Origin of the sequence: Serratia sp. J2, assembly GCF_046269175.1 — a bacterium.
Lineage (GTDB): Bacteria > Pseudomonadota > Gammaproteobacteria > Enterobacterales > Enterobacteriaceae > Chania > Chania fonticola_C.
Genome location: NZ_JBKABN010000012.1, coordinates 130,259 through 148,712 on the forward strand (window position 1 = coordinate 130,259; position 18,454 = coordinate 148,712).

Consider the following 18,454-nt stretch of genomic DNA (forward strand, 5'->3'; position numbering starts at 1 on the left):
AGCACAGATGATTCAAATTGACTTGCCCACGCTGGTAAACCGCCTTAATCCCATCGCCCGCCATGCACTGGAGGCGGCGGCGGCTCACTGCGTCAGCCTGCAGGAAGCGGAAGTGACGGTCTCGCAGGTATTAATGCAGATGGTCGCCAGCCCCTTAAGCGACGTCAGGGTGATCCTTAATCATGCTGGCGTGGACACTGACGCATTGCGTGAGTCGCTCGATCAACGTATTTCCGGCTATCAGTCGGTCACTCAGGCTTATCCCAGCTTCTCCCCTTTGCTGGTGGAGTGGTTGCAGGACAGTTGGTTATTGGCGTCGGCCGAAATGGATCACAGCCAGCTGCGCGGCGGGGTGATGTTGTTGACCTTACTGCTGAGCCCTATGCGTTATCTCACACCGGCGGCCAGCCGGTTGTTATCCCCGGTGAACCGCGAACTGCTGCGCCAGAACTTTGCTGACTGGACCGCCGATTCCGCAGAAGCCCCTCGGGTAGCGAAAGCGGGTGATAAAACCGCCGCTGCCGCCGCCAATGGTGAAAGCCTGCTGGCGCGCTATGCCAGCAATATGACCGAGCAGGCCCGTAAAGGTACGTTAGATCCGGTGCTGTGCCGCGATGAGGAAATCGATTTGATGATCGATATCCTGTGCCGCCGCCGCAAGAACAACCCGATCGTGGTGGGTGAGGCTGGTGTAGGAAAAAGCGCCCTGATCGAAGGCCTGGCGCTGCGCATCGTGGACGGCCAGGTGCCGGAAAAGTTGTGCAACAGCGAACTGATGACGCTGGATCTCGGCGCGTTACAGGCCGGTGCTGCGGTCAAAGGCGAGTTCGAAAAGCGCTTCAAGGGGATCATGGCGGAAGTTGCCCAGTCGGCCACGCCGATCATCCTGTTTATTGATGAAGCCCATACGCTGATCGGCGCGGGCAATCAGCAGGGTGGCCTGGATATCTCCAACCTGTTGAAACCGGCGTTGGCGCGCGGTGAGCTGAAAACCATCGCCGCCACCACCTGGAGCGAATACAAAAAGTATTTTGAGAAAGATGCTGCGCTGTCGCGCCGCTTCCAACTGGTGAAAGTCTCTGAGCCGAGTGCTGAAGAGGCCACGGTGATCATGCGCGGCCTGCGCACTATCTATGAGAAGGCGCATGGCGTGCTGATCGACGACGAGGCACTACAGGCGTCGGCGGTGCTCAGCGATCGCTATCTCTCTGGCCGCCAACTGCCGGACAAGGCCATCGACGTGCTCGATACCGCCGCTGCGCGGGTGGCGATCAACCTGACTTCAGCACCGCGCCAGGTGTCGGCACTGAAAACGCAGCTGCACCAGCAGGCGATGGAAATCCAGATGTTGGAGCGTGAGCAGCGCCTCAACCTGAGCCAGCCGGATGAGCGTTTATCGGTGTTGCAACAGCAGCGCGCTGAGATCGAACAGCAACTGGCAGACCTGAATGCCAGTTGGCAAACCCAGCAGCAGTTGGTGCAGCAGATCATCGCCCTGCGGGCAGAGCTGCTGACGCAGGAAGAAAACGCGACGGAAGAGCAGGCTATTAATCTGGCTGCGCTGGGCGCTGAGCTGGAACAACTGCAACAGCATCAAACCCTGGTGTCTCCACACGTGGATAAACATCAGATCGCGGCGGTGATCGCCGAGTGGACCGGCGTGCCGTTAAACCGCCTGTCGCAGAGCGAACTGTCGGTGGTTACCGAGCTGCCAACGTATCTGGGCGAACAGATCAAAGGCCAGGAAACCGCGATCCACTGCCTGCATCAGCATTTGCTGACCGCCAGGGCCGATTTGCGCCGTCCGGGTCGCCCAATGGGGGCTTTCCTGCTGGTGGGGCCAAGCGGTGTCGGTAAAACCGAGACCGTATTGCAGATCTCCGAGCTGTTGTACGGCGGGCGCCACTATCTCACCACCATCAACATGTCCGAGTTCCAGGAGAAACACACCGTTTCGCGCCTGATCGGCTCACCGCCGGGCTATGTGGGTTATGGCGAAGGCGGCGTGTTGACTGAAGCCATTCGCCAGAAACCCTATTCGGTGGTGCTGCTCGACGAAGTCGAAAAAGCCCATCCCGACGTGCTCAACCTGTTCTATCAGGCGTTCGACAAGGGTGAACTGGCCGACGGCGAAGGCCGCATCATCGACTGCAAGAACGTGGTGTTCTTCCTGACCTCTAACCTGGGTTATCAGACCATTGTCGATCACGCCGAACAGCCGGAACTGCTGGGCGAATTGCTGTACCCCGAGCTGGCGGCCTTCTTCAAACCGGCCCTGTTGGCGCGTATGGAAGTGGTGCCGTACCTGCCGCTGGGCAAAGACACGCTGCAAACCATCATCCACGGCAAGCTCAAACGCCTGGATAACCTGCTGCGTCAGCGCTTTAACGCCGAAGTGGTGATTGAGCCTGAGGTAATCGACGAGATCCTGCTGCGCGCCACCCGTGCCGAGAACGGGGCGCGCATGCTGGAGTCGATTATCGACGGGGCGTTGTTGCCACCGGTTTCCCTACTGCTGTTACAAAAAATGGCGGCAGGTACGGCAATCAGCCATATCCGCATTGCCACGGAGGGAAATGCGTTTACCGCACAGGTCGAGGAGGCGCTATGAGGCAACGGCTGAAATGCTTACTGGCGCTGCTGGAAAACGATTCGGTCGAGCATTTGGTCCATGGCTTTTTGACGCTGGATCACCATCGTCACGGGTTTGACGGCTTGATGGTGGCGATGTTCAACGCCAGCGAGGGGCAGTTGGAATGTCTGCGCCTGTCTGATGCCAACCGTCGTGCCACGGTGAAGCTGGAAGCCGATATCGAAGACACCAATCACCCGTTGGTGCGGGTGCTGCGTAATGGCGCGCCCGAAGTCTGGTACGCGCTCAATCGCGGAGTGCGCATCGAAGATGACGGCTTTCGCGGCTTTATTGAGGCGTTGCCCAACGGTTGCAGCATGTATGGCGTACCGCTGTTTGATTTCCAGGGGCGGGCCTGCGGGGTGATAGCGGTGTTTGCCGAGGAGATCGATCGATTTGTGGACAGCCGCGGCATGTTCTCTATCTATTGCCAGATTTTTCAGCACCGCCTCAACAAGCTGCAAGAGGTGGAGCATCTGCGATCGCAACTGGTCCAGCTGCGTTCGATGTTCAAGGTGCGTGAAAAACAGCTGGATGAGCTGATGGTCTCGCTGAGTACCTCCGACGTTTCCACCTCGCCAGAACTATCACGCGATTACAGCAAGATAGATGACCTGTCTAGCGCGGTGGAGGCGTTTGAAGCCGCGGTACTGACGCAGCGCCAGCGTCTGTACGGCAATGACAAAAACCGCATCGCCGACAGCCTGGGGATCACGCCGCGCACCCTGGGTTACAAGTTGGCGAAATACAGGTGTTAGCTATGAATACGTGGTTATTGATCGGTTCGTTACTGCTTTCCGGCAGCAATTCAGCCACCGAGTGGCTAAGCGGCCTTTCGCTGTCGCAGCCCGAAGGGGATGCGCATCAGTTGGCGTTGCTGATGAACTGCCGCAGTGAAAGCTCGCCGCTGGTGCGTCTGGACTGCTACGACAACGCGTTGTCAGCGGCCAGCGGCGACAACCCAGGTCAGGTACAGGCCGGGCCAGCCTGGCAGCGAGCTATGGCGCAGGAAAAAGGCCGCCGCGATCACTCGACGGCATTCCTGATAAGCGAAGGGCAGGGCAACAACCCGCAGGTGGTGCTGACCACGCCCGCGATTGGTGTGCCGCCACCGCGGCCGGTGCTGATGCTGAGCTGCATCGACAACATTACCCGTTTGCAGATCGCCTTGGTCGGCCCGCAAAAAGACGGTGCGGTGACGCTAACGGCGGATAGCGACAGGTTTAACGTGCAGTGGTTCCTGCGTGAAAACGGCTATTTGCTGGAATCCAGCCGGGGCCTGGCCGGTATTGATGAGATCAAGCGGTTGATGTCGGCGCAGACGCTGACGATCGACGGTACCAACGGCGGGTTACCCCGTCTGACATTTAATATTTCGCAGTTAACGCCAGCGCTGAAACCGCTGCGTAACGCCTGCCACTGGTGAGGACTATGGATAGCACGTCACAACATCCCTGGCATGCATTATTGCTGACACCGCTGACGCCCGAGCAGACCGCCAAGGCGTTGGCCGATGACGATCCGCAATGGGAGCATATCGACAGCCAGATGGTCAAAGTGGGTTCGCTGACCCACAGCTCGCTGAATATCGATGACCTTCAGCAGCAGGCGATGGCTCTGCTGTCGCAAAAAAGCAAAGACTTCCGTTTGGTGGTGCACCTGCTGCGTACCTTGCAGCACGGCGGTGAACCGGGCGACCTGATGCTGGCGATCTCCTTGCTGACCGCTTACGTGCAGAACTTCTGGACCAGTGCCTGGCCGTTGAACCCGCTGCATAAGCGCCGCTTTGCCCAGCAGATCCTCAAGCGTTTTGACAGCGCCAGCGGCAGCTTTAGCCAACGGGCGACGGACGCCCAACGCCAGGATGTGCAAGGTTTGCTGGCACATCTGGCCCAGGTTTGGCACAGCGAGGAACCGGCCCTGGCGAAAGAGGTGGATAGCCTGCGTGCCAGCTACGCGCGGTTGCCTACTCGCACCGTTGAACCGGTGGTTGAGGAGGAAGAACGCCCTCAGTCTGGTTCGGCATCGACATCAGCCTCTGCTGGCAGAACGATCAGCCCCAGCCTGAGCATTGATAACTCCAGCGATAAAGCCTGGCGGCAAACGCTGCTGAAAATGGCGGATTTGCTGTGTGAACTGCACCCCGAGGCCGCCATTGGTTTTCGCCTGCGTCGCCATGCCCTGTGGGGCAGCTTGACCGCGCCACCGATAGCACAGGCCGATGGGCGCACGCCGCTGGCTGCCGTTTCTGTCGATCGCATGGCCGATTATCTGGGGCGCGTGGCCACTGCGGATCTGGCCCTGTGGCAACAGGTAGAACAGAGCCTGGCGCTGGCACCTTACTGGCTGGATGGCCACGCGCTTTCGGCGCAGATCGCTATTCGGCTGGGATATGCAGGGGTTGCGCAGGCCATACGTGACGAACTGAGCGCCTTTATCGAGCGGATGCCGGCGTTAACCACCCTTTATTTTACCGATATGACGCCATTCCTCTCCCCTGAATCTGCCAGCTGGTTACAGCAGGAAACGGGTGCCAAAGGGGGAGGTAACACTATTGAACAGGATGAAATTTGGCAATGCTATCAACAGCAAGGACTGGAAGCCGCGTTACAGATGATCGATCGGCAATCGCAGCAATCCGAACCCAGGGACCGTTTTTACCTGCAATTGCTCAGCGCCCAGTTACTGGAAAAAGCGGGGATGACGGCGCTGGCACAGCAGCACTACCACAACCTGTTGCAGGTGGGGCAGCAAGTGCAGCTAAGCGAATGGGAACCGGCGTTGATCGCCTTGCTGACAGACAAGCAGCGGCAGCTCAAGCCGTGATGGCCAGGGAAGGGAACAGGAGCGTTAACGCATGAAATTGCCCTCATTTATTCATTTTGCCAGACCGGCCATTCCACGCATCAAAGCCTCGGTGCCGGTGGTGCTGGCGCTGTTGGCCTGTATCGGCTTGATTTGGGTCTGGATTTACGGGCCGGAATGGAAGCTGAAGGATTACCAACCGTTCGAACCTTTGCTGAGCCGCTGGTTGGTGACGGCATTGGTGGTGCTGCTGGCGGTGTGCTGGCTCACCTTCAAAATGGTGCGGCGTTTACAGCAGTTGGAAAAGCTGCAGCTGCAGGCTAAAACGCAGGTCGACGATCCGATCCTGGCCGATATCGAACAGCAGGACCAGTATCTAGGCGTCTGGAAGCAGCAGTTGCAACGGCGGCTGAATACCCCGGCTTATCTCTATCGCCTGCCTTGGTACATGGTGATTGGCACCCGCAACAGCGGCAAAAGCACCCTGATCAAAGAAGGCTACAAGCTGACCGAAATCGCCAGCCCGGAACTGACCAGCGTGGAAGACGCCGGTGAGCTGCGCGTGCGCTGCTGGCTGGGTGAACAGGCGGTGCTGATCGATCCGGCAGGTGAGCTGATCGAGCAGCCAACGCTGTCCATCGTGGGCAAAGCGGCGCTCAATAGCCGCCTGTGGCAAAGCCTGCTGAACTGGCTGGTTGAACACCGTAAACGCCAGCCGCTGAACGGCCTGATCCTCACCGTCGATCTGCATCAACTGCTGACGGCGAACAAGGCTCAACGCGAAAACATGGTTGCCAGCCTCCATCAGCGTTTGCAGGATGTGCGTCAGGCGCTGCATAGCCAGCTGCCGCTGTACGTGGTGTTTACCAAACTGGACCTGCTGTACGGGTTTGAAGCGATGTACCAGACGCTGGATAAGGCCCAGCGCGAAGCGGTGCTGGGGGTGACATTCAGCCTGAACGCCGCCGAGCCGGAGGTATGGCGCAAAGAGTTGCAGCAGTTCTGGCAGCAATGGATCGCCCAGTTGAACGGCGCAATGCCAGACATGATGCTCAACGGCGTCGATGCAGGGCAACGTAGCCAACTGTTCAGCTTTACCCGCCAGATGCAGGGCCTGCAAGAGTATGTGGTGCAACTGCTGGAGGGGATCCTCTACAGCGGCGATCATCAACAGCCGCTGTTACGCGGCATCTACCTGACATCTGCCCAACAGCGCGGACAGATGGATGACGTGTTTACCCAGTCTGCCGCCGTGCAGTATCACCTGTCACCGCAGGCCTTCCCAACCTGGCCGGTCGCCGAAACGACCCCGTACTTCACCAAAGAGCTGTTTAATCAGGTATTGCTGGCGGAACCGAATCTGGCGGGCGAAAACGGCCTGTGGCTGCGGAACTCCAGAAAACGCCTGATGGTGTTCTCCTGCGTGGGGGCCGTGGTGGCGTTGACGCTGTGGGGTTGCTGGCAATACTACTATCAAAGCAACTACCGTGCCGGACAAGAGGTCCTTGCCCAGGCCAAAACCTTCCTCTCCATCCCGACGCCGAAGGGTGACGATCGCTATGGCAATCTGCAACTGCCGTTGCTGAACCCGATCCGTGACGCCACGCTGGCTTACGGCAACTACCATGAGCGCAACAGCCTGCTGGCGGACATGGGCCTGTATCAAGGCAACAACATCGGCCCTTATGTGGAAAGCACCTATCTGCAACTGTTGCAGCAGCGCTTTGTTCCGACGTTGATGAGTGGCCTGTTGGAGCAGTTGAATGCGGCACCTCCAGGTAGCGAAGAGAAACTCGAAATCCTGCGTGTGATGCGCATGCTGGAAGACGGCAGTGGCCGCAATATTGCGCTGGTGGAACAGTATATGGGCGACCGCTGGAGCCAGCAGTTTAACGGCCAGCGCGAATTGCAACAGCAGTTGATGGGCCATCTGGACTATGCGCTCAAGCACACCGATTGGCGTGCCGCGCGGGAAAGTGGCGATCAGGTTGCCGTCAAGAACTTTATCCCTTATCGCCAGCCGATCCAGCTGGCACAGCGCGAGTTGAGCAAGCTGTCGATTTATCAGCGGGTGTACCAGAACCTGCGCATCAAGGCACAGGACGCGCTGCCTCCGGCCCTGAACCTGCGCGATCAGATCGGGGCCAGCTTTGACGACATCTTTATCTCCAACAACGATCGCCTGCTGGTGGTGCCGCAGTTCCTGACGCGCAACGGTTTGCAGAACTACTTCACCAAGCAGAATGACCAACTGGTCGATCTGACGGTGATGGACAGCTGGGTGCTGAATCTCAGCAAAAACGTCGAGTATAGCGAGGCGGATCGCAAAGAGATCCAGCGGCAGGTGACCGAGCAGTATATCGGTGACTATACCGCCACCTGGCGTGCGGCGATGAATAACCTGTCGGTCGGTGAGTTTGAAGATCTGCCGCAGGCGATCAGCGCCATCGAGCAGGTGATCAGCGGCGAGCAGCCTTTCCGCCGTGCCTTGCAGACGCTGAGTGATAACACCCGGTTGCCTGCGGTGCCTGACGCGTTGCAGGGTAAAGAACGCCAGGAACTGATGCAAAAATCCGATTATCAACTGCTGGGCCGCGTCAACCGCGAGTTCGCGCCAGAAACCGGCGTGCTGGTGGAGAACGGTGACAAAGGCAGCGTGCTGCAAAGCGTCTACCAAAAGCTGACCGAACTGCACCGTTACCTGCTGGCGATCCAAAACTCACCGGCACCGGGTAAAGCGGCCATGAAGGCGGTACAGCTGCGCCTGGATCAAAACAGCAGCGACCCGATCTTCGAGGTTCAGCAGTTGGCGAAAAACCTGCCGGAACCGCTGAACCGCTGGGTAGGGGATTTGGCCGAACAAGCCTGGCGCGTAGTGATGATGGAAGCCATCCAATCGTTGGAAGTCGAGTGGAACGAGACGGTGGTGAAACAGTATCAGACCTACCTGGCTGGCCGTTATCCGTTCGATCCTAAATCGCAGCAGGACGTGCCGCTGAGCGAGTTTGAACGCTTCTTCGGCCCGAAAGGCACCCTGGATAGCTTCTACCAGCAGAACCTGAAGCCGTTCGTGGATAACAACCTGAGCAGTGGCAGCGACGGGCAACTGTTAATCCGCCCAGACGTGCTGCAACAGCTGACGCAGGCGCAGAAGATCCGCGAAACCTTCTTCTCGGCACAAAACGGCCTGGGCACCCAGTTCGCCATCGAACCGGTGGTACTGAGCGGCAACAAACGCCGCAGTGTGCTGAACCTGGATGGGCAGTTGCTGGATTACGCCCATGGCCGCAGCAACATGGTGCATCTGGTTTGGCCTAACTCCATGCGGGCCGGGGTAGAAAGCAAGGTAACGCTGGTCCCGGATGAAAACGGCAAGTCCCCGCGCAGCATCACCTTCAGCGGCCCTTGGGCGCAGCTGCGGCTGATCAACGCCGGTGAGTTGACCAACGTCGGCACCAACTCGTTCGATGTCCGCTTCAAGGTGGACGGCGGCGAGATGACCTACCGCATCCATGTGGATGAGTCCGACAACCCGTTCGCTGGCGGTCTGTTCAGCAAGTTCACCCTGCCAGACACGCTGTATTAATCGTTGTTATTCCGTCTCTCTGCCGCGCTTGGCAGAGAGACGCTTTAAGGATGAGTCCGCATGAGCGAAGCCTCAGAAAATATCATCATTCAGACCGGCGGCGATCCGCGCCATTGGCCGGAGTTCAGCGCCATTCGTGAAGAGATCAACAAGATCAACCACCCGGCGCGGCCAGAGGTTAACTGGCGGCTGATTGAGTCGCTGGCGTTGACGCTGTTCCGTACCAACGGGGTCGATCTGCAAACCACGGTGTACTACGCCCTGGCGCGTACCCAAAGGCACGGGCTGGCCGGGTTTACCGAAAGCTGCGAGCTGTTGGCGGGCATGGTGGTCAGCCAATGGGAGCGACTGTGGCCAGAGCAGCCCCAGGCCCGCTCGGAAATACTGGAGTGGTTCAACGCCCGCGTCGGTAGCCAACTGCGCCAGCACGAGTTCGGCATTGACGACCTGCGCCTGGTGTATCGCGCCGAGCGGGCACTGCAACTGCTGTGCGACAAACTGCAACAGGTCGAGCTAAAGCGCGTACCGCGCATTGAAAACCTGCTGTACCTGATGCAGAACACCGCCAAACGGCTGGAAGCCGCCCATGAAGCGGCCAAACAGCCGCCAGCGCAACCGCTGAAGATGCCCTCGATGGTGTATCTCTCGGTGCCCGAAGCGGAGCCGATCCGCACCCTGTTCTCAGGAGCAAAACCGGCCGCGAATGAACCGCCTCCGGCCTACGAAGAACCCGTGCCGCCGCCAAAAGAGCAACCGCTGCCCAATGTGGAGGTGCGTTTTGCCGCAGCACCGCCAGTTGCCCCTGTGGCCACCAAACGCGCGTCGGCGGCCTGGGGATTTGGTTGCGGTGTGCTGTGCAGCCTGGTGGTCGCCGGTGCGGCTTACCTGATGCAGGTTAAGCCGATGCAGGAACGATTGGCGGGGTTGTCCGCCACCCCAGAAGGTTCGGTGCAGTTGTGGCTGGCCCAACCCACTCTGGACGGCTACGGCCAGCAATTGAACACCCTGGAAAATCTTTCTCCGTTGGCCGGGTTGCGTACCGCCGATGCCTCGGTGGCGCTGGCCAACCAACTGTGGCCGACCGATCCGGAGCAGATTGCCCAAAGCCAACGTTGGCAACGGCTGCTACAGGCGCGACTCGGCAGCGAGCGGGCCGACAACAGCTATTTCCAGGTGCAGCAGCGCTTGCAGGCGCTGTCGGACAAGCTGCTTGAACAGGAACAAACGCGCGGCAGCCTGACGCTTTCCTATCTGAAAACGCAGGTTTATCAGATGCAAAGTGAACTGAACCGTGAAACGCCGCTGGAAGAGTTGCTGCGGCAGCTGGCGGTTTCGGTGGAACAACAACAACCGGCTTCACCGGTGCTGCTCAAGCAGATAGACGAGCGCTGGAATGCACTGCTCAGTCGCTATCACCAACTCACGCAGCAGGCAGCATCTGCCCGCTAACCTCCAGGAAGGAAAAGATATGTTTGCTGATGACAAGAAAAACGCCCCCAAGGGGGGCGTGCAGCCGAAGAACATTGTGGCCACGGAGACGCCGTCAGTCAGTGGCGATCAGGTGGTGGATATGGTGGGAGCCGCGGCTGGCGCAGTAGGCGGCAAGGCGGGCAAGGTGGTATCGCAGGCGGCGGATATTGCCAAAAAGGCCGGTTCGATAGCCTCATCCGTAGGCATCAATCCGAAGAACATTGTCAGCGGGGGGAGCGCAGCTGGCATCGCCTCATCCGCAGGTGTGAAGCCGATGAACATTGTCAGCAGTGGTAGTGCCGCGGGCATGGCCTCATCTGCGGGCGTGAAGCCGATGAACTTTGCCAGCGGCGGCAGTGCCACGGCGATGGCGTCCTCGGCTGCCAGTGCCCTGATGGGCGGCGCGGAACCGAGCGGGTTGCAGTTTACGCTCTCCACGGCGAACCTGCCTCCGCAGACCTTTGTGGTGGTGGATTTCAGCCTGACCGAGATGCTCTCCTCACCGTTTGTGCTGAACGTGGGCCTGGCCAGTGCCGATCCGGCCATCGACTTTGCCGCGGTGCTGGATGAGGATGCGACGCTGGAGATCAAGCGTGAAGGGGTGTTGCAACGCAGCATCACCGGCATGGTGGCGAGCTTTGAACAGGGCGATACCGGCCTGCACCAGACTCGTTACAGCATGGTGATCCGCCCGGCACTGTGGCGCACCACGCTGCGGCGCAACTCGCGTATCTTCCAGCAGCAGAGCATTGAAAGCATCATCACCACCTTGCTGAAAGAGAACGGCATCACCGATTTTGCCTTTGGCTTGCGTAACCCGCATCCGGCCCGTGAGTTCTGCGTGCAGTACCAGGAATCGGATTTTGACTTCATCCAGCGGCTGGCCGCCGAAGAGGGGATGTTCTACTACTTCGAATACCCCGAAGGCAAAAACATCGTGGTGTATACCGATGATGTAGGCACCCTACCGCAGGGCGCTGTGCTGCCGTATAACCCGGGCGTGGCCGCTCAGGCGCTGGAACTGTGCGTCACCACTTTCACCCGCAGCGCACAGGTGCGCACCGCCGTGGTGGAGCTGAAGGATTACACCTTTAAAAACCCGCAGTGGTCGGCGGCCTTTAATGAGCAGGCCAGCGAACTGCAAAACCAACGGCCAGACTACGAACACTTCGACTTCCCCGGGCGTTTCAAAGACGAACAGCACGGCAAGGCCTTTACCCATTACCGCCTGGAAGCCCTGCGCAACGATGCCAATCTGGGAAATGGGCAGAGTAACGACTTTACCCTGCAGCCGGGCCTGCTGTTTACGCTGACCAGCCACCCGCGTGGTGATTTGAACCACCAGTGGCAACTGCTGAGCATTCAGCACAGCGGCAGCCAACCTCAGGCGCTAGAGCAGGAGTCCGGTGGGCAAGGCACCACGCTGAGCAACCAGTTCGTCTTCCTGCCGCACACCCAAACCTGGCGACCGACGCCGATGCCGAAACCGGCGATGGACGGCCCGCAGATCGCGATGGTGGTGGGCCCAGCCGGGGAAGAAATCTACTGTGATGAGTTCGGCCGTATCCGCCTGCAATTCCTGTGGGACCGCTACGGTAAAAGCAACGACAACAGCTCGTGCTGGATCCGCGTGACTCAACCGTGGGCCGGGCAGGGTTGGGGGATGTTGGCCATCCCACGTATCGGCCAGGAAGTGGTGGTGGATTTCCTGCATGGGGATCCGGACCAACCGATCGTCACCGGGCGTACCTATCACGCCAACAATATCCCGCCGGGATCGCTGCCTGCCAGCAAGACCCAGATGGCGTTCCGCTCCAAGACCCATAAGGGTGAGGGCTTCAACGAGTTGCGGTTCGAGGATGCCAAGGGGGGTGAGGGGCTGTTTATGCATGCCCAGAAGGATATGAGTACGACGGTGCTGAACGATAGGGCGACTCAGGTTATGCACGATCACACCGAAGCCATCGGTCACGATCAGGTACTGTCGGTGCGTAACGATCGCTTTAAAGAGATCCAAGGCAAGGAGGTCACGGCCATAACCAAGGATCGCCAGATTGCGGTTGAGGGAGGCAGCCTGCTTGAGGTGAAAAAAAGCATCTTCATCTCCTCCACCAGCGAAGGCATCAAGATTTCTACGGCCGCTGCCAGCATTACGTTGGACCATGCGGGCAATATTGATATTCAAGGGACACATGTGCGGATCAACGGTAAGCGAATTGATCTGAACTGAGCGTGTATTAACAGGAAACAGAATGAACAACATCACCTACCGAATGAACGAAGGGAAAATTTCCATTCCAGAGAACTGGCGCGACGACTCTATGCAGGTGTTTGTGGTGCCCGATGATAGTGGCGTCAATCTGGTAATCAACCGCACACCGGTGCCGGTTGGATTGGACTGTGAGGCCTACTATGCCGAGACCCTGGAGCAGTTTCAGAACAGCCTGCCGGGTTTTAAAGAACTGGCACGTAATCAGATCCCTTTGGATGGTGCGCAGGCTCAGACGCTGGAATACCGCTGGAAAAGCCCGGAAGGTGAAATGCATCAGTATGTGGTGATGCAGGTCCGACAGGCGTTGTTGTTGACGTTTACCGTCACCTCGCCCAAGGCTTTGGCCGAGAGCCAAAGAGACTATTTTCAGCAGATTATCCAGAGTTTTAGCGCCGAATAAGCGCCTTGGATAACAGGCAGGAGGCCTAACCCATGCAACAAGATATCATCCAGCGCATTGCCCGGGTCGGTGCAATGAACGCTGCCAGCGGGCCTGCACCTCTCACTTCGCAAGCGGGCCCTGCTGCGGCACGTCTTGGCGACCAGATTAAGCACAAGAGTTTTTTGGGGGCGCTACTCGGGGCCGTCACCGGAGCGCTGATCGGTGCTGCTATCTTCGCTGCTGCGGGTCTTTTGATCGCAGGCACTGGCGGGTTGGCAACTGTCGCTGTACTGGCACTAGGAACGGCAGGCACCATGGCGATGGGAGGGGTGATCAGCCGGGCTAGCGGAGCAGTGGCAGATTTTGTCGATAGTGTGGGCTCCATGGATGGCCCTATCTCCACTGCGTCATCTAATGTGTATATCGAAGGTAAACAAGCCGCCAGAGCCATCGTCGATATGGTGGCCTGCACCAAACACAGTTCACCCCCAAAAATTGCCCAGGGCAGTGAGAGCGTATTTATTAATGACCAACCCGCCGCACGGGTGGGGGATAAAGTTACCTGCGGTGCCACCATCAAGGAAGGGGCCAGCAGCGTTTATGTAGGCTCTGGGCAGGGCAGTTATTTGGAGATAGATGAAGAATTCTCCTGGTGGGAAAAGGCCATTCTGGTCGCAGTAGAATTCCTGGTTCCCCCCAGCCGGGGTATGCTGAAGGGCATTGGTAAACTGTTTACCAAAGCTGGCCGTGCTGCCGTAGTAAGCGGCGCAAAAATGGGGGCGAGGCAGGTGGCGAAGATCGCTTCTGGCAAAACTTTCCGCTGTGCTACTAATGCGTTTAAAGGAGGAAAAGGCCTAAAACGCTTTAGCGAAGCCGGGAAAAAGTTTGTTAAAGGCGACCCGATTGATGTCACCAATGGCAGCCTGGTTGAACAACGCACCGATATTGAGCTGGGGCAAACCTTGCCGTTGTGGTTTACCCGCACCTGGGCTCCCGGCTGTGGGCACACCTACGCGCTTGGGCAGGGCTGGACCGACAGTTTCCACCAATATGTCGAGGTCAATGCGACTGAGGACGTGATTGAGGTCACCACGCTAGAAGGTAGTGCATTGTATTTTGCGCTGCCCAAAGGGCACCAGGTTAGCGTAAACCCCGATCATCCTGATTTCTCCTTACATCGCCATCCACAGGGATGGGAACTGGTCGACAGGCGAAGCCGGACCAGCCAGTGGTTTACTTTGGCTGTGAGGCAGCAAGGGCAAAGACGTTACTTACTCACTCGCCAAAGTGACAATAACGGCAACGCTCTCACGCTTTCCCATGATAAGAACAGCCGTTTACTGCAGGTTACCCACAGCGACGGCATTGAGTTAGAACTGCGCTGGCATGCCAGTGGCTATCTGGCAGAGATTATCCGTGTGGATGGCGGCTTGCAGGATAGCCTGGCCCGTTATCAGCAAAACGAAGACGGTTTCCTGACCGAAACCGACAGCCAGCAGTTCTATCACCTGTATTACAGCTACAATTCTCAGGGGCTAATGAGCCGTTGGCATGATAATGATCAAACCTGGGTGGATTATCAGTACGATGAGCAAGGCCGCTGCATTACCAGTATCGGAGCGGGGGGATATTACCCGGTTAGCTTCCAGTATCAGCCTGGGATCACTCTGGTCAGCGACAGCCAAGGACGAACCACACGCTATGAATATAATGAGCAACTGAAGGTCACGGCGATAGAGGATCCGCAGGGGAACCGTACTGGCTTCACCTACGATAACTTTGGCAACCTGATTGAGCAGACCTCACCGTCTGGCCGGGTCACCCGGCTGGAGTATCTGAAAGAAACCGGGTTGGTTAGTGCGTTTTACGATGCGGCCGGGGCCTGCTGGCGTTATAGCTACGACGATCTGGAACGTCTGACGGCGATGACCGATCCGCTGGAGCGTGTCTGGTGGCAGGAATACGATGAGCAGGGCAACCCGTCCCGCTTTATCGCACCAGATGGCACCACCACCACCCTGAGTCGCAATGCGTTTGGCTTGATCACACAAGTGGCCGATAGCGAGGGCAATCAGCAAACCGCGCGCTATGATGAGCGAAATCGCCTCTGCAGCTTGTTCGATGAAGAAAACCGCGGCCTACATCTACGCTACACCACACGAGATGATCTGCGTAGCCTTTCCCATGCTGGCGGAGCGTTGTGGCGCTACCGCTATGATAATCACCGTCGGTTGGCGGTTAGCGATCGTCCCAACAACAGCCTTGAGCAGTTCACCCACGATCGCCATGGCAACCTGACGCACTATCAGGATGCTAATGGGGTTGAGTGGCGGGTGGATTATGGCCCGTTCGATCTACCGGTGGCGCGTACGGACGGGGAAGGGCAACGCTGGCAATATCGTTACGATCCAGATCATTTACAACTGATTGAAGTGATTAATCCGCAAGGGGAGAGCTATCGCTATCAGCTCAACGCCAGTGGCCAAGTAGTGACTGAGCAGGACTATGCAGGCACTGAGTGGCAGTATGTCTACGATAAAGACGGGCAGTGCGTAGAGAAACGCGATGCCTTGGGGCAAGTCACCCGTTTTCAGTACGATGCAGCGGGCCGGTTATGTTCTCTGCATACCCCAGAGGGGGAAACCCAGTACCAATATGATGTCCTTGGCCGTTTGTTGAGTGTGGTAGCGCCCGGTAGTGAACTGAGTTTTGAGTATGATTTACAGGGCCGGGTGGTGCGTGAAACGCAAAATGGCCGGGTGATCCGTCGGGAATATCCGGATCGGCAGACGCAAACCCGCCACCTGGAGATGCCGGAAGACGAAGCGATGCAGCCAGCGTTGAGTACCACGCTGCGGACTAACCGAGTCGGCGAATGGTTATCCTTGCAACTGCCGCAGCAAGCGGAAACACAGGCATTGCGGGTAACGCGAAACGACAATGGGCAGGATACCGAGCGTAAGGCTGGCGACGGCTTTATGCTGCGTAATCAGTATGACCTGATGGGGCAATTGGTCCACCAACGGGCAGGTCGGCAGACACGGATATTTACTCCGGAAGAGGTGCAGGATATTCCCCAGCCTGTTTTGGCGGGGTTGGATCGCAGCTACTGTTATGACCGTGCTTTGAACCTGGTGGCGGCCAATGACGACCTTGAGCGCTTAAGCTATGTGGTGAACGCTAACCGGCAGGTGGTCTCGGTGAGCGAGGGTAACCAGTTGCAGGAGCACTACAACTACGATGCCAGTGGCTATCCGACGCAGCAAAGGGTGAACAATCCACGGGCCCTGTTCTCGGTTTCGAATGAGGATGTTTACCTGCGGGGGCATAGGCTGAGTCAGGCGGGTGACAGTAGCTTTGAGTATGATGATGCGGGCAGGATGATTGCCCGATGGCAGCATAAAGGGGGCTACCGACCAGAGGAAACACGCTACAGCTGGGACAGCCGTAATCAGTTAATAGCATTGAAAAAGCCGCATGGCGAAGTGTGGCACTATCGTTATGATCCCTTTGGCCGCAGGACAGAGAAAGTCTGCGAACAGAAAGGGTTGCGAACGCTTTATCTGTGGGATGGTGATAGCATCGCGGAGATAAGGGAGTATAAAAACGCGCAATTACAGCGCATTCGCCACTGGGTGTTTGATGGTTGGGAGCTATTGGCCCAGCAGGAATGGACCCGGCCGAACGTACTGCCGTTTGATGGTAGAGACGTGGCTGACGAAAGCGAAGCGCGGGTTTATACTACCCTCTATGCGGTATGTGCCCCCAACGGTCAACCGTTGGCGCTCTTTAACACTGAAGGAAAAGCACAATGGCGCAAGCCTGCGGCATCGCTGTGGGGTATAGCGCTGAGCAAGGCCACGGTGAATGTGCAGTTGGATCCGGGGCTGAGGTTCGCCGGTCAGTTGTTAGATGAAGAGAGCGGACTCTTTTATAACCGGTATCGTTACTACCTGGCCGAGGCGGGCTGTTATCTGACGCCGGACCCGATAGGGCTGGCGGGGGGCGAGAATCCTTACGGATATGTGCATAATCCGCTGTCATGGGTCGATCCATTAGGCTTAGCCGGATGCTCTACCACACTTGGTAAGAACATGATGGAGGCAATGGGACTGCCGCGTTCTACGAAATGGACTGGGCATCAAGCCCACCATATAATCCCGAAAGAATTAGCTAACCATCCAGCATTAAAGAAGATCAAATATTATATTGACGATGCCGGAAACGGTATCTTCCTCAGAAGAGTCGATGATGGCACTAGTGCGATGGCAAGGCATCAGGGAAGTCATGATGGATATACACAAGCAGTTAAAAATGCTTTGGATAAAATAGATCTTAATCAATCTAAAGACGCTATTTTGAATCAAGTGAAAGAAATCCAAGGAATTTCTCGGAAAGGGTTAGAGAATGGCTACCCAATCAGACCACTTGATATGGATAAAGCAGGTGGTGCATTAGGAAATGGAAAGGTTAATGCTGTCTGGACTAATATTTTCACTAAAGGTGGCTGGTAATGGATCAAAGATACATAATCGAACCTATTGAATTTGCATTTACAAATGATCTCTTTAAAGGGTTGTCTGAAGCTATAAGCCAGAAGGTTATTGTTATCAATAATGTTGATGATGCTTATAAGTATGCGTTTGAGCAGAACCTCCCATCGGGTTATAAAGTTTGGAATGATACGATTGAACAATGTCGTAAATCTTTAAGGAGAAATAAGAAGTTCCAAGAGGCTTATGATTTTGTTAATGGTAATCTTGAAAGTTTACAGGTTAAAAATGCATCATCACTTATTGAGTTTAGAAAGAAGAGAATAAAGAAAACGAATACCGCTCATGATGACTTTATTTTCTCTGAAGCTAAAGAAGATGCGTTTTTTGTATTGTCTACAGTAGCGGTCAATAGATACTTAGATAACTTTATAAAAGACTCCTTTCTTGAAGATATATATGCACTTTACAAAGCAGGTGCGTGGCCGTGTGGTATGAAAGGAAGTGTTATCTTGGTTTTTGACCCAGCATCGCTTAGTTAATATTATTAACTCTTGAGATTACATGTGTAAATAAAGGCCGGGAAGAGCCTCTTTGGATCTTCCCGGCTATTTTTATCTGTTGTTACGCTACATATTACCCTGCTGAGTTTTAATCACCACCTGACCGGGCATTACGCTGATCGCCAGCGGTTACCCGGCCAGGCCGCACTGCGCCAGCCAGTCTCTAGCCTAATGCCGCTTGTCTTTATTTCATACCCAATCTGGTTTGATATCGGATAGTCCACGTTTTTCTATCATTCTGTATTTATATT

General features: G+C 56.7%; 10 protein-coding genes. All 10 read left to right on the forward strand.

Going from position 1 to position 18,454, the window contains the following annotated elements; translation table 11 throughout:
* Positions 1-7 precede the first annotated feature (7 nt).
* Complete coding sequence (tssH, locus tag ACKWMY_RS14355; RefSeq protein WP_065685188.1) at positions 8-2,611, forward strand: type VI secretion system ATPase TssH; 2,604 nt, start codon at positions 8-10, stop codon at positions 2,609-2,611.
* On the forward strand, positions 2,608-3,390 hold the full coding sequence (locus ACKWMY_RS14360; RefSeq protein WP_065685187.1) for a helix-turn-helix domain-containing protein: 783 nt from the start codon (positions 2,608-2,610) through the stop codon (positions 3,388-3,390). The genes tssH and ACKWMY_RS14360 overlap by 4 nt, the downstream gene beginning before the upstream one ends.
* A gap of 2 nt (positions 3,391-3,392) precedes the next feature.
* Complete coding sequence (gene vasI / locus ACKWMY_RS14365; RefSeq protein WP_024529709.1) at positions 3,393-4,058, forward strand: type VI secretion system-associated protein VasI; 666 nt, start codon at positions 3,393-3,395, stop codon at positions 4,056-4,058.
* A gap of 5 nt (positions 4,059-4,063) precedes the next feature.
* Positions 4,064-5,458, forward strand: coding sequence for a type VI secretion system protein TssA (gene tssA / locus ACKWMY_RS14370; RefSeq protein WP_193569104.1), 1,395 nt, complete (start codon positions 4,064-4,066; stop codon positions 5,456-5,458).
* A 31-nt stretch (positions 5,459-5,489) separates the two neighbouring features.
* Complete coding sequence (gene tssM / locus ACKWMY_RS14375) at positions 5,490-9,023, forward strand: type VI secretion system membrane subunit TssM (protein WP_074031870.1); 3,534 nt, start codon at positions 5,490-5,492, stop codon at positions 9,021-9,023.
* Positions 9,024-9,083: 60 nt separating this feature from the next.
* Positions 9,084-10,472 carry a VasL domain-containing protein gene (locus ACKWMY_RS14380; protein ID WP_409486477.1) on the forward strand — a complete coding sequence of 463 codons (1,389 nt, stop codon included), beginning with the start codon at positions 9,084-9,086 and terminating at the stop codon, positions 10,470-10,472.
* A 388-nt stretch (positions 10,473-10,860) separates the two neighbouring features.
* On the forward strand, positions 10,861-12,723 hold the full coding sequence (locus ACKWMY_RS14385) for a type VI secretion system tip protein VgrG (protein WP_409486495.1): 1,863 nt from the start codon (positions 10,861-10,863) through the stop codon (positions 12,721-12,723).
* Positions 12,724-12,745: 22 nt separating this feature from the next.
* On the forward strand, positions 12,746-13,165 hold the full coding sequence (locus ACKWMY_RS14390) for a DUF1795 domain-containing protein (protein WP_029711300.1): 420 nt from the start codon (positions 12,746-12,748) through the stop codon (positions 13,163-13,165).
* Between the two features lie 32 nt (positions 13,166-13,197).
* Positions 13,198-17,661, forward strand: coding sequence for an AHH domain-containing protein (locus ACKWMY_RS14395; RefSeq protein WP_409486478.1), 4,464 nt, complete (start codon positions 13,198-13,200; stop codon positions 17,659-17,661).
* Positions 17,661-18,182, forward strand: coding sequence for a hypothetical protein (locus ACKWMY_RS14400; RefSeq protein ID WP_409486479.1), 522 nt, complete (start codon positions 17,661-17,663; stop codon positions 18,180-18,182). Before ACKWMY_RS14395 ends, ACKWMY_RS14400 begins: the two co-directional genes overlap by 1 nt.
* Positions 18,183-18,454 lie beyond the last annotated feature (272 nt).